The organism is Candidatus Nitrosopumilus koreensis AR1 (genome assembly GCF_000299365.1).
Lineage (GTDB): Archaea > Thermoproteota > Nitrososphaeria > Nitrososphaerales > Nitrosopumilaceae > Nitrosopumilus > Nitrosopumilus koreensis.
Map to the genome: position 1 here is coordinate 1,275,372 of NC_018655.1, position 22,274 is coordinate 1,297,645.

Here is a 22,274-nt window from a genome sequence, read left to right on the forward strand (position 1 = left end):
ATCTCTATAGATAACATGTAGAAATCATTTCCAAGCAAGGTAGAATTAAATAATAAACTCCTCAAAAACTTGCAGTTTTGACTAAAAAAGCTGCAGTGATGAAAGGAGACGGAATAGGACCAGAAGTTGTAGATTCGATGTTAAGAGTTCTCAAAGAATGTAATTTCCAGTCAGAATTAGTTCTATGTGAGGCAGGTTCAGAGCAATGGGATAAAAATGGTAGAAAAGATGCATCATACATCCCAGACGCAACAATGAAGATTTTAGAAGAATCAGACTGTTGTTTTAAAGGCCCAACAACTACAATTCCAGTTCCAGGGGCGCCAAGGAGTGTTGCAGTAACACTAAGACAGAAATTTGATCTTTACGCAAATATTAGACCAACTAAAACTTATGATAGATTAACTCCAGATAGAAAACTTGATTGTGTTTGTTTTAGAGAAGCAACTGAAGGACTCTATACAGGAGTAGAGGCAAAAATTACAGATGATGCAGCAATTGCCATTAGAAAAATTACAAGACATGGAAGTAGGCGATTAATTAATTCAGCAGTAGATTGGGCAAATAAATTCAATATGAAAAAGATGGTTGCAGTAACAAAAAGAAACATCCTAAAACAAACAGATGGGATATTTTGGGAAGAAACTCAAAAGGCCATTGAAGGGACAGATATCGAATTATCTGAAATATATATTGACAACATGGCACAGCAAATGGTAATTGCAACTGAACAATTCAATGGATCAGTATTAGTTAGTACCAATCTATTCATGGATATCATTTCCGAGCTTGCATCAGCACTTGTTGGTTCAATAGGATTAATTTATTCTGCAAATATTGGGGATAATTATGCAATGTTTGAAGCTGCACATGGAAGTGCGCCACAATTTGCAGGACAAAATAAAGTAAATCCTACTGCAACTGTTCTATCAGGAGCATGGATGGCAGATTATCTTGGTGAAAGAGAAATCAGAGATGCAATATTTGCAGCAACAGAACAAGTAATCAATGAAGGAAAAGCAGTAACATGGGACATTGGCGGTAATGCATCTACAACACAAATGACTGATGCAATAATCAAATATGCAAAAGAAAAATTAAGAAAATAGTTAGTTAACTGCTTCTACTAGAATTAATTCCTCAAAGAAAAGTTTCTTTTTTGCTATAATACGTGTTTTCAAACCTAATTTTTGTGCATAATCTATGAGTTTTTGATAGTTTGAAAGAGAAGACGTAACAAAAACAAACTTACCACATTCCTCAAGATTTTTTATAGCAGAATCAAATATTTTTTTAGGAATCTCAAATCCTTCAAATCCACCATCTGTTGCAATATCCAAGATTTGATCAGTTGCCAAGTATGGAAGGTTACATACAATAAAATCAAATTTTATCTTTAATGCATCTGAACCGTTACAACAAATCAAATTCTGTGTTTTGTAAGAGCTTTGATGTTGTAATACTTCACAATTAATATCAGTTCCAACAACTAAAGAAAAATTTTCAGTCAATAGCTTTGTCAGATATCCAGAACCGCTTCCAATATCTAATGCATATTTTCCTTTTTCGTTTTCAATGTTGTTTGCAATGAAAAAGGTATCCTCAGATGGAGGATATTCATCATTTGAGAATTTGTTTTGCAAGATTTACTATTTCATCTCCAGACAAGTCATCAACACGTTTCTCTATTACAGTTTTTTTATTGAATTGTTTTAGAATATTTTTCACAGTCTTTCTTCGGTATGAGAAAATTTCATTAATGGTAGAAATTAGTCTTTTGTCCATATTATTTTTCTTTGTTATTTTCAGAATTACAGAATCAACTTTTGGAGGTGGTGAAAAATTATTCTTTCTAACATTAGATATTTTTTCTATATCAAATGCATAAGTGGCAATAATACTTACTGCTTTTCGATTCTTGGATTCTGCAACAAGTTTTTCTGCAAATTCTTTTTGAACCATAATTACTCCATGGGAAAATGAACGTTGAGCCAACCACTCCACAGCATCTTTGCTCTTAGAATAAGGCAGATTTGATACAAAAATAGAAAATGAGTCTTTTTTCTTGAATCCGTCACCCGATTTTAGAACAAGATTTTCAATATCTGAAAATTCAGTTCTTGCCTTTTTTACAAGTGTTTCATCTGCATCAATAGAAATCACCTTTTTTGCTTTTTTGCATAATAATGGAGTCAATATACCCAATCCAGTTCCAACCTCAAATACAACATCATTTTTTGTGATTTTAGCCTCAGATACGATAGATTCTGCGATTGTTTTTGAGTTAAGAAAGTGTTGTCCCAGTAGTTTTCGTTTTATCATCTCTTAACAAAGAGATTCATTCTACTTTCACCAGTAATTTCATCCATGATTCGTTCTGTGATGTGTTTGATTGGTTCTTTGAATCCAACTCTTTCTTGTAAATCCTCATAACTCTCAAATTGTTTTTTTTCTCTTTCTTCTAGCATTGTTTTCATGTAAGTTTTGCCTATTCCTGGAATCAATTCTAATGCATGAATTCTAGGGGTCAATGGTTGTGCTTTGTTCAAGTATTCAACAAATTTTGATTCATTCTCAGTTACAATATTTTCTACAACGTTTTGTAATTCACTTTGAGCAGATGAAGATATTTTTTCATAGTCCATCTTTCCCAGTACAGATTGAACTTTGGTTCGTCCTTCTTTTCCAATATAGATTCTCTCACCTACTTCAAAGGTAGAATTTTCAACTCCAAGAATTTCCAGGATAGTTAATCTATCTTCACCAATTGCAGTGATGATTATCCCTTCCCTTCCTCTAACAGTAGATGATTTACCTCTAGGATTAAAATCTAGAACATATGCATATTCCTCATATTTTCTAGGTGGGGATTGTGCCCTATACAAAATTAAATACTCCTGAGAAATTAAGAATGCTCCTTAATTATCTTGAGCATTTTTTCCAGAGTTTCAGCAAGAATTAATTTTTTCCAACCAAACGTGAAAGAACGTAACTCTGCCATACTTGTTGGTCTAATGTTAACAATTTCAACAGCTTCATCTTCTGTTAATTCACATTCTTTGATGAGTTTTTTCTTCATCTCTTTTGCATCTTTAGGATCAAGTGATACAAATTTTGAAACATAATCATAGGTCCAACGTTGTATTTGATCCATCTCTTCAGGATCAACTTTACCTAAGATTTCTTTAACTTCTGAAAGAGAAATAGCTTGTTTCTTTTGTACTTCTTCCATAACTATACACCGAATGGTTTTATGTGATCCAATCTAGTGATTAAGGTTTTCGATTTAATTTCTACAGGACCTCTAACGATGAGGTCCATGACGTTGTGGACACCTGCATCGGATAATTTTCTTGTAGTTACAGGACCTACGCCCTCTAAACTATCTAATCTTAAATCTTCTACCATACCGTATGGTACGGTACCAGTACTTTATAAGAGTATTGTTTTAAAAAATGATCGCACAATGATAAAATTTTAGAGAAAATTGACTATCGTCTCTTTCTTCGTTGCCCAGGTTTGTTTTGACCAGGGAATCTACCTAAGACAAATCTCTTTTTGAAATTACTCTTGTTCCTAAGACTAGAATTAGTACCTACAATTTTGCGTCCTTCTACCTTTGGAGTTTGTCCTCTTACTTTGCCTGCTTTTGTAAGCGAACCGTGAGTTGCCATAATCTACATAGCAAATTAACGAATTTATGTATTTGGAATACTACCAGTATTTTGCCTTGACAGTTTCGATAACGTGCTCATGTTCTTTGCTCTTTCTGCGAGCATATCTTTCCATAGCACCTAACGGAACACCACCCAGTGACCTTGCAATTGCATTGAAAAAGTATCTTTGAGGTCCCTTTGAACCAGTCTTAGTCATGAATTTCTGAATGCCATACTTGAAATTGTGCTGCCATGTCTTGTAAAGAACGCCTAGTTGTGCAGGAGTCATTTCATTTCCAATATTAAAGAAATCAGACTTTTCAAGTAATCCAATTGGGACAAATGTCAAGGCTGTTGCAGTAAACATAGATTCAGGTTGTTCATGTTCTAATTCACTGATTAAACGAATAGTTTCCCATGAATCTTCTGGTTGTTCATCATTATCAAGTCCCATGATTAGAGTAAATGCAGGAATCCAATAATCCTGGTTTAAGGTCTTTACACCCTCTTTTACAACCCAATGCCATTCATCAGGAGAATAAGGTGCCAGTTTTCTGTCAGCATATTTACCAATTAATCTCAAACTTCCAGTTTCAAATCCGGCTTGAACGCCAATCATGTTGTCAGGTCCTGCTTTCATAATTCTAGACAGATTTGGAATTAATTTTTCATCAGCAATTGCTCCTGCCAATGTTCCATGAGTGGGGTTTGTATGTTCAACACCCGTAGACATGATTGCAGTAAACAGTTCTTCTAATGCTTCTCGATTTGGTTCCATTCCTTTTGCAGTTCTTGGATCCATTCCATAAACAAAGATATCATCACTATGAACCCATGCAGATTTAGAACCACCTTTCTTAATGTTAATTTCAATTTCTCTTTTGACTTTTTCTGGAGGATAATATCTTAGTGATCTTAATGTCACATCACAGAATTTACATCCTCTTCCACAGCCTCTCATAACTTCAATCATTCCATGCATACTTGGTTCTACAATGTCTGGAATCTCTTCAAGCTCTGGTCTATCCCAAAAATTAACAAACCTTCCATGAAGTTTTCTGCCGTTTCTTTCAAATTCTTTAATGTTAACTTTGAAGTCACTTCGTTTTCTGAAAGGATCCATATTTTCAAAGTCACCGTTAATCAAATAGTTGAAGAACCTACCAGCATGTCCGTCAATCTCGGGTGCAATACCTCCAAGCTCACCTTCTAAAATTGCATAAATTCCAAACTCTTCAATTTTTTCTGGATCATAGTTATATTGCCAAGTTCCAGATGCGCCCGAAATTACTTTGGCCTTACTTCCAGTTTTAGCTTTGGCAGCTTTGATTCTACGATGTAGTTCAGTGTTGTAATACTCATCATAAGACATTTGTTTTCTACCATAAGTAAATGTCATAGTTACTGGCCCCATTCCTAATGGATCCATTTCATATGTTCCAACAACTAGTGTTTCAGGTCCAATGAATTTTTCAATATGATCAGGGTGTGCGACAACAACATCTTGTCTGCTAAATCCGTCTCGTAATAGACCAGCCTCTAGTTTTCGTAAACCGTAAGGAGCATAATTTGCTACACCATTTGTGTGAGGAATATAATTACAGATAAAATCAAACAAAATCTTTGGAGTCACTTGTTTTCCAAGAATTTTATACCAAAAGCTCTTGGGGTCTCTATTAGGGTCCAAAGCTGGAGCACATCCAAAAAACGTGGCAAGAGACAATCCCCGGTATGGAGACATCAATGTACGATCAGCAGTTAATACAATTTTTGGAGTTCCCATTCCCTTCACGCAATTAATTTTATGATTTATTTTAAACCTTGCTGGTCAAACTTAATAATTTTCTAAAATTCCAGCCTTATTCCTATGATAATTGCCAAATTCCTTATTTTGGGATAGGTGTTCACCATCAAAGACAGTTCCATCCTTACATACAAGATCTTCACCCATACAACAACTGCCACATATTCCAACACCACACTTCATCATTCGTTCAAGGCTGGCCTGTACAAAGACACCCCTAGAATGAGCAGATTGGACAGTTTTGTACATCATTATTTCAGGTCCACAAACATAGACTGCATCATATTTTGTTTGGTTTAGATGTTTTTCAACTAAATCAGTGACAAAGCCTTTTTCACCATAACTTCCATCATCAGTTGAGACGATTACTTTGTGAGTATTGTTTGTCAAAAGTCTATTTGCCAGTTCTTCAAAAAATACTTCATTTTTTGACTTTGCACCAATCAAAACAGTCACATCATCTGTATGTTTGACATGTGTAAGTAATCTCATCATAGGTACAAGACCAGTCCCTCCACCAACTAACAAAAGTTTTCCTTCTTTAAGATCAAAAGAATTTCCATAAGGGCCTCGAATTCCAATTTGTTGGCCTACTTTCACATTAAACAATCCAGTAGATGCTACTCCATGTTTTCGAACAGTGAATGCTGCTTTTCCAGATTCATCTGAAATCATCACACTCATGGGTAATTCATTAATTCCAGGAATCCAAACCATTGCAAATTGTCCTGGGAGAACACTTGGCATCACATCATCAGAAAAAACCAGAGTTCGAACGGTAGGAGTTTCATCAATTACTTTTTCGATTGTAACAATTGTTGTGTGATTATAATTTCTTTGCAAGCCCAACCATCTCTTTTATTTTAGAATAATTTTTTTTCTCCATGTATTGTAATATTCCTGTATTAATTTCATCAAATACATCTATCCAATTATCACCTATGGCACTTCCAAGTTGTATAGCAGAAGCTCCTGCTAGGAAAAATTCCACAGCATCCTCCCAAGTAGAAATACCACCACAACCAATAATGGGGATATCATATTTGGATGAAATTTCATAAACACATCTTAACGCAATTGGTTTGATTGGAGTTCCAGACAAACCTCCAAACTTATTACTAAGGATAGGGCGTTGTGTTTCAACATCTATTGCCATTGCCCTAACGGTGTTAATTGCAGTAATGGCATCAATTCCAGATTCAATAGCAGTTCCCACAGTGTTTAGATAATGAGTAGTTCCCAAACCAACTTTAGCAATAACAGGCACATTAGTAGAATTTTTTACAGTAGAAACAATCTTTTTTACTAGTTCAGGATCATCACCAACCTCCAATCCAACTTTTGCAACATGAGGACAAGACAAATTCAGTTCATAAGCTGCAACTTTGCAGTTTTCAAATTGTTGAATCATCTTTTCAAAATCTTCAGGAATAGAGCCTACGAGGCTTACAATTATTGGAACATCTTTGTTAGGTTCAATCATTTTTGCAAAATTTTCTGCACCAGGATTTGAAAGCCCTACAGCATTAATCCATCCTCCTCCCTTAACACTAAAGATTGTAGGATTTGGATAGCCTTCCCATGGTTCTGTACTAAGAGATTTGGTAACAACAGCCCCTGCACCTGAACGATAAAGACGATTAAAAACATCTAACGAGATTCCTAGAATTCCAGAGGCCAACATAACAGGTTTGTTTAATTGGATTGGACCGATGGAAGTTGTAAGATCAGGCTCCACTTTGATTAATGGAGGGCAGTTTCGAATATAACAGTTGATTTGTGATTCTAGTACCTTTTTTAAAGGCGATTTAGATTGAACTAGACATGTATTCTGTGATTTTAACAGAATTGGGAATCTCAGTTTTTGATGATGATAAACTAGAAAAATCATTTTCATTTTCAAATCCTGTAAAAGAGTATCTTTTAATAAAAAACAAAGAATCAAAACTAAACGAACTCATTAATTATCTAGCTTCAATTCAAAGAGGAGTTTCAGTAAGTGATGAGTCTCTACTTGCAATTTTAAAAAAAAGTAACATAGATTCTCAAATAATGGATGATTCAGAATTAGAAAGAATACAAGCATCAAAACCACAAATTATTGTTGATTCAGGATTTGCATCTAATCCTCAGGATGCATTAGGAAAACTAAGAGAATTTGCTTTAGGGTTATCATCTTCAAAGGTTACAGAAGTATCTGAAAGTCCAGACTTGCACATTATTCAAGCAATTAATTCATTAGATGAGATTGATAAAATTGCAAATGCTCTAAGTTCAAGATTAAGAGAATGGTATGGATTACATTTTCCTGAACTAGACAACGTCATTGATAGTATCAATGGTTATGCACAAATAGTCATAGCGGGAAAACGTGAATCATTAACAAAACAAGTTTTTGAAGATGCAGGTTTTCCAGAATCAAAAGTTGAGATGTTATCTTTAATTTCTACAAAAAGTAGAGGAGGAGACATATCAGATGTCAATTTAACAATTGTTCAATCAATTGCAAAACAAATTTTAGACTTTCATGAATTACGTAAAAAACTTGAAGAACATATTGAATCTGAAATGGAATCAATTGCACCAAATCTTTCTGCAATACTTGGCACAGCAGTAGGTGCTAGAATTTTGGGAAGGGCTGGCAGTCTTAAAAGATTGGCATCACTACCTGCAAGTACCATCCAAGTTCTTGGGGCAGAAAAAGCATTGTTTAGATCATTAAAGACTGGATCTCAACCACCAAAACATGGATTATTGTTCCAACATGCAATGGTTCATGCAGCACCTAGATGGCAAAGAGGAAAAATTGCAAGAGCAATTGCTGCAAAAGCAGTCATTGCTGCCAGAGTTGATGTCTATGGCGAGGGATTAAACAACACACTGCTTGAAAAGCTCAATATCAGAGTGGATGAAATAGGTAAGAAATACGAAAATCCAACAGAAAAAGACATCAGAAGACCAGAATCATTTAGACGAGATGGAGGTAATTTTAGAGACAGAGGCGGACGCAGAGATTTACTGTTTTCTTTGCGGGTTTTGCTTCTGCTTTTTTTGTTTTGGCTTTCTTTGGAGCAGAATCTAATACTTCTTTTTCTTTTTTAATGCATCAAGTTCGGCCTGAATTTTCTTTGCTTCATCAACTAGTTTGTCTTTTTTCTTTGCCATCAAATCACCTTATTTTTTAAATTTAACTTCATATTCTCCATAAGTCATTCCTATTTAACAGTAAATTTTTCACTAATCGAGATGTTTTTAAGATCTTTTGAAATCATTTCTGCTACAATTTGATATGAGCCAGGAGTGTCAATTATTTTTGAAAATTCATCTCCAACAGGAATTAACTCATTTCTTTCATCAAAACACTGTTCAAAAAATCCACCCTGAGTAATTACATCCTTTCCAGAATAGATGGTTATGTAAAGATCTCCACAATCAAATGATGAATCCTTTACTTCAATTGATACTTCTACAGATTCGGAAGAAGAATATGATTTTGATAATCCAATTATTTTAATATCAGAATCATGTGAAGACGAGTCCCTAGAATAAGACATAGAAGGCATCATGTTTAATTCTCTATCAGGTTCTTGAAGAACAGCACCCATAACAACAGATCCAAAAACGATTGAAAGAATCACGGGTAAAACAAATACAATAAAGGTTATCTTTGATACCATTTTATTTTAAAATCGCGGTTTCCCCTATATCTATTTAGCAAAACAATCAACTTCAGATCAATTTGACGAATGAGTTAAATCGTAGCCGACTAAATATCGCTTGATGCGACTTAGAAAATTCAGAGTTAGAGCATATCGTTGCATTCATGATTCTGGAGAGATTACAGTCGGAGATTTAGCAGCATTTGTTGGAAGAAATGAGAGTGGAAAGACTACTATTCTTCAAGCATTAACTCTTTTGAATAGAGATGAGGAAGTTTCAGAATTAGATCTTTGTGACGAAATGAGTGAAGATCTCAAAAATGAGATCAAATTGGCAGAAGGGGAATTTGAATTAAATCAGCATGAAATTAAAATGTTAAAAGAAAAGTTTCCAAGTCTTCCAGAAATAAAAAAAATTAGATTATTTAGAACAAATAGAAAGCCCAAAGTTCAATACGAGTTTGATGATATTGAGCTTGGAGAAGAAGAAAATAAAGGACTCAATTCATGGGAAAACTTCTCAAAACAGATTATCGAATTTTTAGATACTATTCCAAATCACCTTAGAATTCAAATTGATACATCATTCTTTGAAGGAAGAGTCCCAAATAATCAAGAATCGTTTGATAGAGGAATGGCAGAATTTAGCAATCAATTTCATGTTATTGCAATTCAAGAACCCAAAGTAATTGAAGAATGGGAAAAAATCTATGCTAAACCAGAAAATCAATTTTCAAATTTACTAAGTGGAAAAAGTGAAAAAACAGCTCTACAAAACTTCATAGAATCAGAGTTACATCCAAGATTTGTTTATTTTTCAGATTATAAAAAAATCTACGGTAACATAAATCTCAACGAATATCTTAGAGAGGAAAAAGGAGATAGGGCAGACTCTATTGAATACATAGAGGAATTTGACAAAGCTGAGACTGTAAGAAATCTATTCTATCTGGCAGAGTTAGACATGAACGAGTTAGAAGAAGTTAAAGAGAGTCCATCAAAGTGTATCAAGTTACTAAATGCTGCAAGCAATAGATTGACTAGAAAACTAAATCCAGCATGGAAAGGAGATCCAATCCATGTAGACTTGAGATACAATCCAGGAAATATCATGAGTGTTGTGATTTCAGATGTTCACAGGGATGGTACAGTAACCAATACGGGTTTACTAAACAGGAGGGCAGAGGGTTTTAAATGGACATTTTCTTTTATTGTAAATTTTGCAGCTGAAACACAAAGAGCAGAGTTAAAAGAAGCAATTCTACTTTTAGATGAACCTGCAAGAAATCTTCACCCAACCCAACAGATGGGAATTTCAGATTTGTTAAAAAATTTGGCAGGATCTAACCAAGTTCTGTATGCAACACATTCACCGTTTATGATCTTTGATTATACACCTGGAAACTTACTTGTAGTAGAGTTAGATAAAAGAAAACACCTAAGCAGAATATTTTATGATTATTGGAACGCAGATGATAAAACATTAACACCAATTTTGTACGGATTATCAAGAGGGCAAGTAGAATCTATTGTAGACAGAGAGATAGGAACAAACTCCAGACCAGTCATCATAGTTGAAACAATGTCTGATTCTATGTATCTAAATGCATTTGATAAATTCTTGCAAGATCCAAACATCTCAATGAATCCATTAAACGTGGTTGCAGCGTATAACAAAAATTCAGTTCTACCTTTGGCAATTTTTTACAGAAATCATGGATACAGAACGTTTATTCTATTAGACAATACTGAAGAATCTAAACAAATTTCAGCTCAACTAGTTTCAAACGAATTTTCAGCAGTTCAAACTATTTTCTTTGAATTGGAAGGAAAAAAGCTTGAGTCAATTGAAGACTATATTGTTATTGAAGACTATCTACATCCAGTTAATCAAACATACGAGATTAAATTAAGACAAGAAGGATTCTCAAATCTTACACCAGAAGATGTATTATCAAAAGAGGGCAAAGGTAATTTAGAAAAATTAAGAAAGATTTGGCAGGAACATAGTGATGATGATTGGGGCAAATTTGACAATGAAGAAATTACCAGATACATATGTGAAAAAATTGCATTAGAAGAGACTGATTTTCTCTCCGATAAAACAAAAGACCAGTTTAGATCATTGTATAGACTAATTGCAGAGCGAATTAGACAATATCAAAATGTTAGTACAAAGTCAGATTTAGATAAATTTCAAAAGGCCAAAGCTTAAGAAGTTTGCTCATGATAAATACTGAATTTAGAAATATGGAAATTAAAAAAAAGATTTAAGGTTTAAGAGAGAGATGAGCAGTTTGAAAATAATGAACAAGCCCTCTATGAGAGGAATTTTACTCTCAATTGTATTGTTATTTTCAATAGCGTTAATTTCAATTCCACCAGATGTTTACGCTCAAGGAATTAATGCAGAAAGTGTAGGACTGGAAGAGACAACAATAATAGAATTTACAAATGATTCAGATGAGGAGATCAATAGTTTTAGAATATGGTTAGGTGCAGACTTCAATTTCAAGTCATTTAAAACTGAAAAAGGATGGGTAGGTGAAAAAACTCCACAAGGAGTCATTATTTTTACAACTTCAGAATCAATCAAAAAAGGAGAGTCAGTGAAGTTTGGAGTAAAAACAGACAACAAAAATCCAGGAATCAACTGGAAGGCAATTGACATAAAAAGTAATGAGCAAGATACAGGAAAAGTACTACCAAAAGAATTACCCCCAGTTGTAGAAAATACAGAAATTAAATCAGGAAAAACATCCACAGGTGCAGGAATTCTTTCAGATTCAATTTTTAGGATAATCCCAGAAAAACCTAATGCAGGTTCATCTATCAGAGTAACAGGAGATAATTTTGGAGCATCACAAGAATTTGATTTTTACATAGATAATTCAAAAATTGGCAGTTTTGAAACAGATGAAAATGGTCACTTTATGACAACAATGAAAATTCCAGAAAATCAAGATGCAGAAAGAGTAGATTTTAAGGTTAAAGATAGTGACGGAGAAGAAAAAAAGATCAGTTTAAGATTAGGACAAGTAGAAAATAGAATCCCAATTGCAGAAAACATTAAACTTACAATTAAGGGAATTCCAGATGTAATTCATAGAGGCGACTTTTTAGAGATTTCAGGTACAGGAAAACCCAACAGTGCAGTTACTGCAGAAATTAAAACAGAAGATGGAAAAATAATTAATTCAAGAACAGCTGAAATTGATGCTAAAGGAAACTGGAAATTGGCGGAACCAATAATCATTCCACTAGACACCCCATTTGGTAAATATAGTGCCACTATTACTGATGGAAGAGAAAATATTCTAAAATCATGGACAGTGGAAACAGATAAAAAAATAATCATTGCACCATCTGAATTAAAATTTGAACTTGGCGAAATAATGCAATTTAATGGAACAGCGGTGCCTAACAAACCAATTGAGATTGTTTTAGAAGATCCTCAAGGAAAAGAATTGTTTTCAGACATAATTCAGGTAGATGAATCAGGATTTATAGAATTTGAATACAAAACAGAACAATCATCTGCTAAAGGCACATACACATTAATTGCAACTCAAGAAAAAGATACAGAGTTTATTTATGCCGGATTAGGTCAACTACCTACAATTCCAGTCAATTTAGAATTTGATAAATTAAATTATAGCACTGCAGATACAGCAATGATTTCATTTACTGGAAAAGCTTCTGAAATCATTAGCTTGTTAATCATAGATCCATCTGACAAACCAAAAGGTGATACGATTTCTATCAAACTAGAACCAGACGGTACTGCAGAATATGAACTTGATTTATCAGGATATGCATCAGGGGTCTATTCAGCTGTAGCTAGTAAAGGAAGTGCACAAAGTTCAGAGATCTTCACAGTAGGATTACAAACAGGATCAGGGGAAATTCAGATAAACACAACAAAGTTAAGTTATGCCCCAGGAGATTCCGTGTTAATTTTAGGAGATACTGCAAAGAACGTGTTGCTTACAGTAACAATGAAGGATCCTGATGGAAATATAGTAAAAGAAAGACAAACTTTTTCAGATAAGAACGGAAAAATTTCAGAAGGGTCATTTAGAATCCCATCAGAGGCAAAAAGTGGAATGTGGACAATTACTGCAAAGAGCGGCTCAAACTTTGACACGATAGAAATAGAAGTAATATCAACAGTTACCGAAGGCATACAAATTTCTGTTCAAAAAGGTGCAGATATCCCAGGATATGGAAAAACTTTGCAAATAAAGATAGTAGGAGTTAGTCAAACAGTAAATATTGATATTATATCTGAAGAAGGAGAGATCATAGAGTCACTATCGTTCCAAGCATCATCACAAGGAGAGATAAATCAACCATGGATAATTCCAAAAGATACAGAGCCAGGAACATACACAATTAAAGTACATGATGCGTTTACTTCAGGCGAAACTACATTTGAGATAGAGTAACATCAAACAATTTTATTTTACCTAAATTCACCACTTCTATGAACCTAAAAGACAGAATAGCTGAATATCCAAATTTCCCTAAAAAGGGGATTTTATTTAGAGATTTTAGCCCCATCCTAAAAGATCCATCAGCAATGACAACTATTGCTGATGAATTTTCAAAACATTTTCATCCAAAAAATATTGATCTTTTTGCAGGAATAGAATCAAGAGGATTCATTCTTGCTTGTATTCTAGCCACAAGATACAACAAGGGAATGATGATGATTAGAAAGGCAGGAAAACTACCAGGCAAAACCATAAAGATGTCATACACAATTGAATATGGAAAGGATACCATAGAGATTCAAAAAGACATAATCAAAGAAGGACAAAGAGTCCTTATTTGTGATGATTTGCTTGCTACAGGAGGAACAGCTAAGGCATCTGCAAAACTAATTGAAAAAGTAGGAGGAAAAATTGTAGGTTTTGCATTCATTATTGAATTAACAGATCTTAATGGAATGAAAGGAATAAGCAAGTATGATTGTAAATCATTGGTGAAGTATTAATGGAAAAAGATGTAGAAATTGGGATTTTTGGCGGTACTGGAATTTATGACTCAGGATTACTAGAAGATGCACAAGAAGTAGATATCGACACCCCATATGGAAAACCATCAGACACAATAACAGTGGGGACTTTCAAAGGAAGAAAAATTGCTTTTCTTCCTAGACATGGAAAAAAACATACAATTCCCCCACATATGATTAATTATAAAGCAAATATTTGGGCATTCAAAGAGTTAGGAGTCACAAGAATTATTGCTCCATCAGCAGTCGGAAGCCTAAAAGAAGAATTAGAGCCAGGGCATTTTGTATTGCCATCACAATTTCTAGATTTTACAAAATCAAGAGACGGTTCATTTTCTGAAAACGGCAGAGTTATTCATATTTCAGTAGCAGATCCATTCTGTCCAGAGTTGCAATCATCAATTACAAAAGTTACAGACAATCAAAATATAAAAATTCATAAAAATTGTACATACGTATGTATTGAAGGCCCAAGATTTTCTACAAAAGCAGAATCAAAATTCTACAGAACAACAGGTGCAGACATTATCGGAATGACACTAGTTCCAGAATGTCAACTAGCAAGAGAAGCACAGATTTGTTATGCATCAATCTCAACAGTAACGGATTATGATGTTTGGGCAGAAAAACCAGTAACTGCAAAAGAAGTATTAGAAACACTTTCAAAAAATGTTGAAGGAACAAAGAAAATACTAACAGAGTTAATTGAAACAATTCCTGAAATTAGAAGTTGTTCTTGTGCAAAAGCATTAGAAGAAGCAGAATTCTAGTCGTCAACAAATGATTCTTTTTTGAGTCCTTCTGGAAGAGACAAATCTCCTTGAAGTAAGTTTCTTTGAAGAGACATTATTACCTCGTCAACATCATAACCTAGTTTTTCTAATTCTTTTTCAGTAGTTTTTGAAATTTTTGCTCCAACATTTTGTCCACCTATTCTTCCAAAAGCAATTGCTGTAAAACGAAAATCATTATCACCTATGGTAAATTTACCATTAATCTTTGCAGCCATTTGACTGCCATGAATATCATTAATGTGAACTTTGAGTTCCATGTTAGAAATTAAATTTCCACTGCTTTGTTGACGTTATCATCAATCAAAAAGCTCCAGTGTTTTTCATCTTCAACTTTGTAATCTTTTACTGTTAAAGGAATTATCTTTTCATCAAGACATTCGTGCTTGATTTCGCCATTTTCTTTTAATTTTACTAATTTCCACTTGTATTTTCCCTGTTGTAATTTACAAACTGTAACACCCCATTTTGCATCAGGATCGATTTTTGGCATCCCTACAAGATCAGCTAATTCTTCAATTCCAAGTTGTTTTTCTTCACAAAATCTTTTCTTACAAACACCACATCTCCAAACATCAACGGACCCAATAGTTCTTTCATCTATGTTGATGTTAACCACACCAAAGTAAACAGGTTGATGTTTGCATGTTTCAGTATCAATAGTCAATGCAGTTCAAAAATCGAAGTGTTATTTAGTTCTTGCATCATCATATGGTTTTTCCAAAATCACACCTATATTATCAACAACTTTGTTTCGCTTAAATTCAATATTTTCTCGCTCACACATTCGTCTATACATGTTAACCACAGTAAATCTGGGATGCATTGCCTCAAATTCAGTTTCAGAAATATCTATGAAAGCACCCAGATTCATCAGATCTTTTGTTGCTATTTTTGCATCATTCAAAGAAATCTTTAATTTTTCTGAAATTGTTTGAGGAGACATTTTTCCATAACAGGTAACAAGCAAATACACTTTGGCCTGTACAGAATTCAAATGAATTTCAGATATTAGATCATCTTCAATTTTAGAATCCATATTTTTCAATTAGATGATTGTAATAAAACATGATCTATGCATTATTTTTTTACCAACAGTTTTTTTGAAATTTTTAAGGAAAAACCCATTGCAATAAAGTGAATTACTGCACCCAAAATTGCCCCTAAAATCATGTCATCTAGAAAAACCCAAACTAAGACAAATGCAATAAGAGAAGGAACAGATATGATTACAGCAACAACTGTACCTCTAATCATAATTTCACGTTTTGTTAATTTGGTAAATTTTTCATCCTCAGTCATAGCTCAAATTTTAAAAATGGTAATAAAAACCAAAGATACTTTATATTTGGTAAACTCAGATTTGGACTGTTTGGCAAGTTACAAAGGTGCATATTCAAATGAACAATCACTAAATTTTGTAATTCCAATAATTGTAATCTTATTTCTAGGAATAATCTATATCATGACTCAAAGAGCAGATTCAGGTTTTGTTAGTTTCTTCTTAATTGGAGCCGCAGCACTAACAATGTTTTACTGGGTCAGAGTATTAAAGAAAATGACAAAAGACCAAAAACCACTCTACACACAATCAAGAGAACAAGAGCAAAAGAATTGGGTATATGATCTTATCAAAGGTGAAGGGGAATTTGTTTTTGTTGCAGAAGTTCCAGGTCCTGAAGACAAAATTGCAGTAAGACTAGTAGATGGAATGCTATACATCAGAGGAACTGCAGGATTTTCAAAAGAAGTGCCAATAGAAGGTGCAAACAATATGCAGATATTTGATTTCAAATATAGAAATGGTGTATTGACACTTAGGATAAAATAATTACAGACTTTTTGCTAATTCTAATTTTTGCGGCAAATATTTGTCAGTGATGTTAGTTAGACCATATTTGGCAAAGGCCTCCAATTCAGCTTTTCTTTTTAATCTTAGAAATACTTCTAATTCTTTTTTCCAAATTCCTGATTCATATCTTGGATCTTTTTGAAGATCATAGCATCTCTTAATGTCAGATTCAGTCATTGGGATTGTTGGTAGTTTGTATTTTTCTATATCAGTAGCCCAAACCCCAACCCATTTTGCATCAGGTACGGTTAATTCTCTCAGATGTGCAGCATTTGCAGAACCAGATTTAATCACCATGGCAATGTGTTCTCCGTACACATCACCATCAGTTAGAATGATTACAGGCAATCCCAGCTCATCATGAAGGCGCTTAAGTAAAGTTCTGGTAGAACGTGGAGCTTGTCCTCCAGTATTGATAATAATAGATTTGAATTTTTTATCAATTTGTTCTTCAACAAATCTTGTAAAAAGACCACCCTTCTCAATTGCAATTACAATTTCAGCACTAGTATCAACTAATTCAGCAGTTGTCAAACTAGGCCCAATGGAATAACCATCAGGATGATTTGACAAATTCATTTTTTTCCCCTCATAACCAGGAATAGTATATTCTATATTCAAATCACCAAAAATTGAGCTTCGCTCTTCTGGAAAAATATGGAAATCCTCCCTAGGTCTCGAGGTTACTGCTTCCAAATCAACAATTATGTTATCGGATTCAGATTGATCTTCAAATTCTATGGCAAATGCTTGTGAAGAGTAATACACATCTCTTAACGTAGATGACTTTTTCTCTTGAGTTAAACGATTTGCAAAAAATGCAAGCCACATTAATTGTGTGAAAGAGCGCAGTTGAGCAGAGTTTTTAGCACTTCTCAATGCATTTGAATTGCCTAAAATGTATTGCCTTAATTTTTTATCATAAACAATATTACCTACAGATCTACTCGGGATTGAAAATTTGGGAAATCGTCCATTTTCCAAATCCTCATAGATTTTTGCTCCGTGGTTTTTTAGAGATTCAAGAACACTTTTTTGTTTTTCTTTAGCCTTTTTACTAATTTCTTTAGCTTTTTCTTTATTTGTTTTCAATTGGTTTTTCCTCCTCTACAGTTTTTGTTTCAGGTTTAGTTTCAATAGGTTCTAGTTCATCTAAAATTTTCTTGTAATTAGGTTGTTTTTTCTTTCCAGCAAGTTCAGTACAAAACTCTGCGATCATTGGGATGTATTTTGCATAAAGATTTGCCCTCTTTTTTGCCATTTCAGCTTGTCCTCGTTTGGACATAAATGCCGCAAGTTTTCTTGACAAGAATTGTAGTCCTAATCTTAATTCACGTTCAATCTCTTGCCTATCTGCAACATTTTCTTTTCCTGCAGTCTTGTACGGAATTCTAGTTGAACAAATATGAGACACTATGATAAATGGTGGATCGCCTTTTACCTTGTATCTACCCCAATCAGTATCATTTACAACTTTTAGGACCACATCACTTCCTTCATCATAAAGTAATGGGATTCTGTTTGCGTATCGATACACATGTGGCCCACCCGATTTAATATCACCACCATATGCAATTCCCATCTCAACGATAAATGGAAATCCCGAATAAGCTGACGCTGGTCGTTGAACTACTGCAACAAAATCAGGATTGAAAAATTTCTTGATTCCTTTTTCTAACGGCTCCTCACCTAATGGAGCCAAACAACTAGAGTCCGGAGCCATAAAATCATCGAATTTCTGTAATGAATCACTTAGGTTTACTAGTTCTTGATTGGTAAAAGTACCCATACGTTTTTCAGGTTTGAAGCCTGCAAATTCTGCAAATTTTACAGCTGTAGTTGGACCTATGCGCTGAAATCGTTTTGTAAGAAAAGTTGTCAGTGGCTCACCTTGAACAGTATTGGTGAGTTGCTTGAAATACTGACTTTCAGGATCCATATCAACTGTTTTTGATTGAGAGTCTCCAAAGTCCCAATAATGTAATTTTTTGTTTGGAACATCAAGATCTTCAATTCTAATTTTACTTAATTTTTCAAAATCCATTTTAAGAAATGACAACAAAGCTATTACCACACGAACCTGACGAGAGAGATTTTTCCATTTCTTTTTTGCTTTTGCCATAATTGCAGTAAAGCTAAGACTTTGTTTTGATAATCCTAAATCTTTTCTTACCTTTTCAATCATTATATCATCAATGGTTGGGATTTCAAATTGAGATTCAACTATCATTCTTCTTATTCTTTCAACATCAATTCCATGTGGATGTGGTCTGATAATTGTTGGTGGAGGAGGTATATCTTTTACAAATCTAGGATGATGGAACTTTTGTCCTTTAGGATCATCAAAAGTAATTGTCGCATATGGAGTAATTAATGATGTTTCATAGACATAATCACGAATTTTGTTTCCTGCTTTAGAGTAATCACCCTCTAAACAAATACTGACTGAAAGTCCTTTTTTTGCAACTTCTTTTTCAGTATGTTTTACAATTATCGGTTTGTTCTTTTGAATATCTAATAGAATTTCAAATTGATTTTGGATTTTTGCATCGACTGAACTTTTCACAATTACTGGTTTGTTGGTAGTAATTTGGCCATACAAAATTGCCATTGTTGCACCAAGACCAAACATACCTCTTGCTTGTTTTAATCCAAATTTGGAGCCATAAAGAACAGTTCCAAATGCAAGTGGAATATGTTTAGCATCAACTCCTGGTCCATTATCCTTAACAGTCAAAATGTAGGGTTTTGGGTCTGGTTTGTCAGGATCGACAGCCTTGATTGTCAGGTGTACATCAGGCAGAATACCTTTTTGATCACATGCATCAAGAGCATTTTCAACAAACTCCCTAACAGCAGTATATAGTGAACGGGTAGGATTACTGAATCCAGCCAAGTCACGATTACTGTAGAAAAACTCACTAGGAGAGATTTGATTAAATTTTTCTTTAATAGAAGACATCTTGATCTTCCCACAATTTCATTTTTTCTTGTTTTTCTTTTCTGTTTGCAGCTTCTAGTTTATCATAAACTGCACCATGCATACTCCCGCTTGAAATAGAAGATATTGCATCTACTGCTAATCGTAATTTACTTGCATCACCAATAATTGAAACTGTTTTTCCATAAACTGAGATATGAGTACCGCTAAGATTTTCCATATTTCTTCTTGCTCTACCACCTTCTCCAATAATTCTCCCTTTTATCCTTTCAACATTTGCGTTAGATTTTCCGGCAAACTCTCTAAGATCTATAACATGCAATGTGTTTTCTCCTTTCAACAGAGTCAAAGCGTTTTCAGGAGAAAATCCTCTACCAATTGCTGTAACAATTTCCATCGCTTTGAATGGTTGGATCTTTTCAACATCACCATTTGACTTTATGAGAACTTCGCCAGTCTCCCCATCAATATCCAAAATGACATGACATAGGTTTTCAATTTTAGATTTAACATTACCTGATTTACCAATCAAAACTGCAATTCTATCATTTGGGATACGGAGTAATTTTTCAAAGCTCATTTTACAATATCCTCAAATAATTTATCTGGATCTTCAACAGAAACCCCTCTTTTTTTGAAGAACCTGGTAATGTTATTAATGTCTCTCTTAAGAAATTCTTGAGTATTAGGGTGTCTCAAATCGACTGCAGAACCTAAATCAAAAACTACCAGTCCTTTTTGGGTCTTGAAGATATTATATTCTGAAAAATCACCATGGACCAATTTTGCTTTTTGATACATATCTTGTAGAATTTGGATTGCCTGACGGTAGTCGTTTTCATCGACTTGTGAATCCAATAACTGTTTAGATGGTGCACCGTTTTCACCCACAAATTCCATTGCCAGAACATTATTTGTTACATAGAGTGGTTTTGGAACGGGGATTCCAGCCTCAAAGCATTGCGTTAGATTGCGATATTCCTTTCTTGCCCAGAGATAGACTAGATTTTTTGTTCCCTTTTTGACACTAGAGAACCGTGGATCACCAAGAATGTATGGCTCTCGTTTTTTAAAATTTGAAGTACTTACAAGATAAATTTTCAAGGCTACATCAGAATCACTTTCATCAACTCCCCAAAACAAAACAGATTCTTTTCCAGCACTTACAGCACCATTGACATATGCAATGACATGATCTGTAATCATTTTGTACAGAGTCATAACAGTTGGTTTGTCTAAAACTTCGTTTATCACTTTGCCTTTTTTAAAACCATCATCCAAAGTTTTTCGTTTATCTTTTGAAATTAATTTTTTATCTAATTTTGATTCTAATTTTTTACTTAGTATGTCAGTCATTAGTTTGTAATACTCCCACTAGATAAAATGAATTTCTTTTTTTAGATGAAAATATGTGAAGTAAAAATAGCATCTTACATTTTAAAGACAATAAGAAAAGGAACTCCAGAGATTTTTTTAACACCATTTTCAGAACCAACACCCAATCCAAGAGATAAAGAGATAGTTTCATCTCCAACCATGTTAATGATGGCAGAATTTTTTAGTAGAGTTTCAGCTTCTTCTTTTTCCACAAATCTTTCTCCATAATATCTTTCACTGATGTGCATGTTTAGTTCACCTTCAACAATTGTTTTACCCAATAGTTCTGCATCACAAATATTCAACATTGGATTTCTTTGGTAATCAGTTTGACGTACTGCAAATGGCATTATGCATATTTACCTTTTAGAGTAGATTTTGCACCACAAGCTTCACAAATTAAAAATGATATACGATTTTCTTTTAGAATTTTTGTATCAGGGCTTTTGCAAGTTGGACATTCAAGATAATCTTTAACATAAATTTGAAACAGTCTGGTAAAGTCATCAGGATCACGTCTTCCAATAAACATGGCCTTGTCACCAATTCTTTCAGCAGGAACTGCAAACTCCTTTGAGAGATATTGCAATACTTTGTCAGGATCTCGTCTAAGCACCTTTGGGAATTCAGAGAAATTACGCAAGAAAGTTTTTTGGCCTTCCCACATCACATCTACGACAGGGAGTTCAAACCTAGCAGTAGATCCCTTTTCAGTATCACCTAGTTTATCCTGTATCCTTTTGAGTAAATTCTCATATTCTGCTTTGGTCACTAAAAAATAGTGTAGACTATACCCTATATTGGTTTTTGAAAAAGAAGAATCGTGTGGATTTTATTTCTAAATTATTCCATTTTTCCAATTCGGAAAACATTAGTTCCACATTCAGGACATGTCCCTTTTACTGCAGGACGTCCATTCTTTAGTTTAGTTTCTTTGGGGTTTTTGATGTCCCTTTTTTCGCGACATTTTACGCAATATGCTGTAACCATTCTAAAAATTGTCAAACATGGTGGTATTTAGGAAGAGGCTGTGAAAAATATTTCACTACAGGCTAGACGCAGGTAAATTTTTTTGTGCCTCAGAAAAAGATTTTCTCATAAAATTTTAACGAATGTTAGTACTTTTTAGAAAATTATGGTCAAGATTATGCTAAAAGCGAATTTTTCTAATATT

At 34.0% G+C, this 22,274-nt stretch carries 28 protein-coding genes; 7 read left to right on the top strand and 21 right to left on the bottom strand.

Going from position 1 to position 22,274, the window contains the following annotated elements:
* Positions 1-77: 77 nt before the first annotated feature.
* Positions 78-1,109 (top strand): isocitrate/isopropylmalate dehydrogenase family protein, encoded by a 1,032-nt coding sequence (locus NKOR_RS07590; RefSeq protein WP_014963773.1) that lies wholly within the window; start codon positions 78-80, stop codon positions 1,107-1,109.
* Here the strand turns inward: NKOR_RS07590 and NKOR_RS07595 are convergent, their stop codons facing one another.
* The 9 genes from NKOR_RS07595 to NKOR_RS07635 all read right to left on the bottom strand — a co-directional run bounded on the left by NKOR_RS07595 (position 1,110) and on the right by NKOR_RS07635 (position 7,198).
* A complete protein-coding gene (locus tag NKOR_RS07595) occupies positions 1,110-1,643 on the bottom strand; it encodes a HemK2/MTQ2 family protein methyltransferase (RefSeq protein WP_014963774.1) in 534 nt (177 codons plus the stop codon).
* Complete coding sequence (gene rsmA / locus NKOR_RS07600) at positions 1,621-2,322, bottom strand: 16S rRNA (adenine(1518)-N(6)/adenine(1519)-N(6))-dimethyltransferase RsmA (RefSeq protein ID WP_014963775.1); 702 nt, start codon at positions 2,320-2,322, stop codon at positions 1,621-1,623. The genes NKOR_RS07595 and rsmA overlap by 23 nt, the downstream gene beginning before the upstream one ends.
* Positions 2,319-2,885 carry a DUF655 domain-containing protein gene (locus NKOR_RS07605; RefSeq protein WP_014963776.1) on the bottom strand — a complete coding sequence of 189 codons (567 nt, stop codon included), beginning with the start codon at positions 2,883-2,885 and terminating at the stop codon, positions 2,319-2,321. The genes rsmA and NKOR_RS07605 overlap by 4 nt, the downstream gene beginning before the upstream one ends.
* A gap of 20 nt (positions 2,886-2,905) precedes the next feature.
* Positions 2,906-3,232, bottom strand: a complete 327-nt coding sequence (locus tag NKOR_RS07610) for an RNA polymerase Rpb4 (protein WP_012215766.1) — start codon at positions 3,230-3,232, stop codon at positions 2,906-2,908.
* Positions 3,233-3,234: 2 nt separating this feature from the next.
* Positions 3,235-3,408 carry a DNA repair and recombination protein RadA gene (locus NKOR_RS07615; protein ID WP_014963777.1) on the bottom strand — a complete coding sequence of 58 codons (174 nt, stop codon included), beginning with the start codon at positions 3,406-3,408 and terminating at the stop codon, positions 3,235-3,237.
* A gap of 83 nt (positions 3,409-3,491) precedes the next feature.
* The gene (locus NKOR_RS07620) at positions 3,492-3,674 is read right to left on the bottom strand and encodes a 30S ribosomal protein S30e (protein ID WP_012215770.1); all 183 of its coding nucleotides are present in this window, start codon (positions 3,672-3,674) and stop codon (positions 3,492-3,494) included.
* Between the two features lie 40 nt (positions 3,675-3,714).
* Positions 3,715-5,439, bottom strand: coding sequence for a B12-binding domain-containing radical SAM protein (locus NKOR_RS07625; RefSeq protein WP_014963778.1), 1,725 nt, complete (start codon positions 5,437-5,439; stop codon positions 3,715-3,717).
* 51 nt (positions 5,440-5,490) lie between these two features.
* Entirely contained in the window at positions 5,491-6,303 is an 813-nt protein-coding gene (locus NKOR_RS07630; RefSeq protein ID WP_016939708.1) for a dihydroorotate dehydrogenase electron transfer subunit, read from the bottom strand.
* The gene (locus NKOR_RS07635) at positions 6,287-7,198 is read right to left on the bottom strand and encodes a dihydroorotate dehydrogenase (protein ID WP_026089986.1); all 912 of its coding nucleotides are present in this window, start codon (positions 7,196-7,198) and stop codon (positions 6,287-6,289) included. The genes NKOR_RS07630 and NKOR_RS07635 overlap by 17 nt, the downstream gene beginning before the upstream one ends.
* Before the next feature lie 86 nt (positions 7,199-7,284).
* Here NKOR_RS07635 and NKOR_RS07640 point away from each other — a divergent pair, with 86 nt between their 5' ends.
* Positions 7,285-8,562: an NOP5/NOP56 family protein gene (locus NKOR_RS07640; protein ID WP_014963781.1), complete on the top strand. Its 1,278-nt coding sequence runs from the start codon at positions 7,285-7,287 to the stop codon at positions 8,560-8,562.
* Between the two features lie 113 nt (positions 8,563-8,675).
* Here the strand turns inward: NKOR_RS07640 and NKOR_RS07645 are convergent, their stop codons facing one another.
* Complete coding sequence (locus tag NKOR_RS07645; RefSeq protein WP_026089899.1) at positions 8,676-9,137, bottom strand: hypothetical protein; 462 nt, start codon at positions 9,135-9,137, stop codon at positions 8,676-8,678.
* A 103-nt stretch (positions 9,138-9,240) separates the two neighbouring features.
* Here NKOR_RS07645 and NKOR_RS07650 point away from each other — a divergent pair, with 103 nt between their 5' ends.
* The 4 genes from NKOR_RS07650 (at position 9,241) to NKOR_RS07665 (ending at position 14,909) form a co-directional block, all read left to right on the top strand.
* On the top strand, positions 9,241-11,334 hold the full coding sequence (locus NKOR_RS07650; RefSeq protein ID WP_014963783.1) for an AAA family ATPase: 2,094 nt from the start codon (positions 9,241-9,243) through the stop codon (positions 11,332-11,334).
* A 91-nt stretch (positions 11,335-11,425) separates the two neighbouring features.
* Positions 11,426-13,567 (top strand): alpha-2-macroglobulin family protein, encoded by a 2,142-nt coding sequence (locus tag NKOR_RS07655; protein WP_049800826.1) that lies wholly within the window; start codon positions 11,426-11,428, stop codon positions 13,565-13,567.
* A gap of 38 nt (positions 13,568-13,605) precedes the next feature.
* Positions 13,606-14,118, top strand: a complete 513-nt coding sequence (locus NKOR_RS07660) for an adenine phosphoribosyltransferase (protein ID WP_014963785.1) — start codon at positions 13,606-13,608, stop codon at positions 14,116-14,118.
* Positions 14,118-14,909, top strand: a complete 792-nt coding sequence (locus NKOR_RS07665) for an S-methyl-5'-thioadenosine phosphorylase (protein WP_014963786.1) — start codon at positions 14,118-14,120, stop codon at positions 14,907-14,909. Before NKOR_RS07660 ends, NKOR_RS07665 begins: the two co-directional genes overlap by 1 nt.
* Here the strand turns inward: NKOR_RS07665 and NKOR_RS07670 are convergent.
* Genes NKOR_RS07670 through NKOR_RS07685 form a run of 4 tightly spaced genes read right to left on the bottom strand, consistent with a single transcriptional unit; the run spans position 14,906 to position 16,232 of the window.
* The gene (locus NKOR_RS07670; RefSeq protein ID WP_014963787.1) at positions 14,906-15,190 is read right to left on the bottom strand and encodes a hypothetical protein; all 285 of its coding nucleotides are present in this window, start codon (positions 15,188-15,190) and stop codon (positions 14,906-14,908) included. The two genes, NKOR_RS07665 and NKOR_RS07670, sit on opposite strands and share 4 nt — an antisense overlap.
* Before the next feature lie 8 nt (positions 15,191-15,198).
* Positions 15,199-15,597, bottom strand: a complete 399-nt coding sequence (locus NKOR_RS07675; protein WP_014963788.1) for a hypothetical protein — start codon at positions 15,595-15,597, stop codon at positions 15,199-15,201.
* Positions 15,598-15,618: 21 nt separating this feature from the next.
* Complete coding sequence (locus NKOR_RS07680) at positions 15,619-15,969, bottom strand: hypothetical protein (protein WP_014963789.1); 351 nt, start codon at positions 15,967-15,969, stop codon at positions 15,619-15,621.
* Between the two features lie 41 nt (positions 15,970-16,010).
* Positions 16,011-16,232 carry a hypothetical protein gene (locus NKOR_RS07685; RefSeq protein WP_014963790.1) on the bottom strand — a complete coding sequence of 74 codons (222 nt, stop codon included), beginning with the start codon at positions 16,230-16,232 and terminating at the stop codon, positions 16,011-16,013.
* A gap of 16 nt (positions 16,233-16,248) precedes the next feature.
* Here NKOR_RS07685 and NKOR_RS07690 point away from each other — a divergent pair, with 16 nt between their 5' ends.
* A complete protein-coding gene (locus NKOR_RS07690; RefSeq protein ID WP_016939457.1) occupies positions 16,249-16,761 on the top strand; it encodes an Hsp20/alpha crystallin family protein in 513 nt (170 codons plus the stop codon).
* On the opposite strand, the gene NKOR_RS07695 is transcribed toward NKOR_RS07690, so the two are convergent.
* From NKOR_RS07695 to NKOR_RS10095, 7 genes are all read right to left on the bottom strand, one after another.
* The gene (locus NKOR_RS07695; RefSeq protein WP_014963792.1) at positions 16,762-17,874 is read right to left on the bottom strand and encodes a DNA topoisomerase IV subunit A; all 1,113 of its coding nucleotides are present in this window, start codon (positions 17,872-17,874) and stop codon (positions 16,762-16,764) included.
* Positions 17,861-19,744, bottom strand: coding sequence for a DNA topoisomerase VI subunit B (locus tag NKOR_RS07700; RefSeq protein WP_014963793.1), 1,884 nt, complete (start codon positions 19,742-19,744; stop codon positions 17,861-17,863). Before NKOR_RS07700 ends, NKOR_RS07695 begins: the two co-directional genes overlap by 14 nt.
* The gene (locus NKOR_RS07705; protein ID WP_014963794.1) at positions 19,731-20,303 is read right to left on the bottom strand and encodes a KH domain-containing protein; all 573 of its coding nucleotides are present in this window, start codon (positions 20,301-20,303) and stop codon (positions 19,731-19,733) included. The genes NKOR_RS07700 and NKOR_RS07705 overlap by 14 nt, the downstream gene beginning before the upstream one ends.
* The gene (locus NKOR_RS07710; RefSeq protein ID WP_014963795.1) at positions 20,300-21,079 is read right to left on the bottom strand and encodes a serine protein kinase RIO; all 780 of its coding nucleotides are present in this window, start codon (positions 21,077-21,079) and stop codon (positions 20,300-20,302) included. Before NKOR_RS07710 ends, NKOR_RS07705 begins: the two co-directional genes overlap by 4 nt.
* A 74-nt stretch (positions 21,080-21,153) precedes the next feature.
* Positions 21,154-21,450, bottom strand: a complete 297-nt coding sequence (locus tag NKOR_RS07715) for a DUF424 domain-containing protein (protein ID WP_014963796.1) — start codon at positions 21,448-21,450, stop codon at positions 21,154-21,156.
* Positions 21,450-21,872, bottom strand: a complete 423-nt coding sequence (locus NKOR_RS07720) for a translation initiation factor IF-2 (protein ID WP_014963797.1) — start codon at positions 21,870-21,872, stop codon at positions 21,450-21,452. Before NKOR_RS07720 ends, NKOR_RS07715 begins: the two co-directional genes overlap by 1 nt.
* Before the next feature lie 71 nt (positions 21,873-21,943).
* Positions 21,944-22,090: a DUF5679 domain-containing protein gene (locus tag NKOR_RS10095; RefSeq protein WP_014963798.1), complete on the bottom strand. Its 147-nt coding sequence runs from the start codon at positions 22,088-22,090 to the stop codon at positions 21,944-21,946.
* Positions 22,091-22,274: the final 184 nt, after the last annotated feature.

Excerpts from the sequence above, each read along its gene's own strand:
- NKOR_RS07670 (WP_014963787.1), bottom strand. The coding sequence starts at position 15,190 with ATGGAACTCAAAGTTCACATTAATGATATTCATGGCAGTCAAATGGCT.
- NKOR_RS10095 (WP_014963798.1), bottom strand. The coding sequence starts at position 22,090 with ATGGTTACAGCATATTGCGTAAAATGTCGCGAAAAAAGGGACATCAAA.
- NKOR_RS07655 (WP_049800826.1), top strand. The coding sequence starts at position 11,426 with ATGAACAAGCCCTCTATGAGAGGAATTTTACTCTCAATTGTATTGTTA.
- NKOR_RS07650 (WP_014963783.1), top strand. The coding sequence starts at position 9,241 with ATGCGACTTAGAAAATTCAGAGTTAGAGCATATCGTTGCATTCATGAT.
- rsmA (WP_014963775.1), bottom strand. The coding sequence starts at position 2,322 with ATGATAAAACGAAAACTACTGGGACAACACTTTCTTAACTCAAAAACA.
- NKOR_RS07645 (WP_026089899.1), bottom strand. The coding sequence starts at position 9,137 with ATGGTATCAAAGATAACCTTTATTGTATTTGTTTTACCCGTGATTCTT.
- NKOR_RS07640 (WP_014963781.1), top strand. The coding sequence starts at position 7,285 with ATGTATTCTGTGATTTTAACAGAATTGGGAATCTCAGTTTTTGATGAT.
- NKOR_RS07705 (WP_014963794.1), bottom strand. The coding sequence starts at position 20,303 with ATGAGCTTTGAAAAATTACTCCGTATCCCAAATGATAGAATTGCAGTT.
- NKOR_RS07615 (WP_014963777.1), bottom strand. The coding sequence starts at position 3,408 with ATGGTAGAAGATTTAAGATTAGATAGTTTAGAGGGCGTAGGTCCTGTA.
- NKOR_RS07715 (WP_014963796.1), bottom strand. The coding sequence starts at position 21,450 with ATGCCATTTGCAGTACGTCAAACTGATTACCAAAGAAATCCAATGTTG.
- NKOR_RS07660 (WP_014963785.1), top strand. The coding sequence starts at position 13,606 with ATGAACCTAAAAGACAGAATAGCTGAATATCCAAATTTCCCTAAAAAG.
- NKOR_RS07620 (WP_012215770.1), bottom strand. The coding sequence starts at position 3,674 with ATGGCAACTCACGGTTCGCTTACAAAAGCAGGCAAAGTAAGAGGACAA.
- NKOR_RS07700 (WP_014963793.1), bottom strand. The coding sequence starts at position 19,744 with ATGTCTTCTATTAAAGAAAAATTTAATCAAATCTCTCCTAGTGAGTTT.
- NKOR_RS07625 (WP_014963778.1), bottom strand. The coding sequence starts at position 5,439 with ATGGGAACTCCAAAAATTGTATTAACTGCTGATCGTACATTGATGTCT.
- NKOR_RS07685 (WP_014963790.1), bottom strand. The coding sequence starts at position 16,232 with ATGACTGAGGATGAAAAATTTACCAAATTAACAAAACGTGAAATTATG.
- NKOR_RS07690 (WP_016939457.1), top strand. The coding sequence starts at position 16,249 with ATGGTAATAAAAACCAAAGATACTTTATATTTGGTAAACTCAGATTTG.
- NKOR_RS07710 (WP_014963795.1), bottom strand. The coding sequence starts at position 21,079 with ATGACTGACATACTAAGTAAAAAATTAGAATCAAAATTAGATAAAAAA.
- NKOR_RS07680 (WP_014963789.1), bottom strand. The coding sequence starts at position 15,969 with ATGGATTCTAAAATTGAAGATGATCTAATATCTGAAATTCATTTGAAT.
- NKOR_RS07665 (WP_014963786.1), top strand. The coding sequence starts at position 14,118 with ATGGAAAAAGATGTAGAAATTGGGATTTTTGGCGGTACTGGAATTTAT.
- NKOR_RS07610 (WP_012215766.1), bottom strand. The coding sequence starts at position 3,232 with ATGGAAGAAGTACAAAAGAAACAAGCTATTTCTCTTTCAGAAGTTAAA.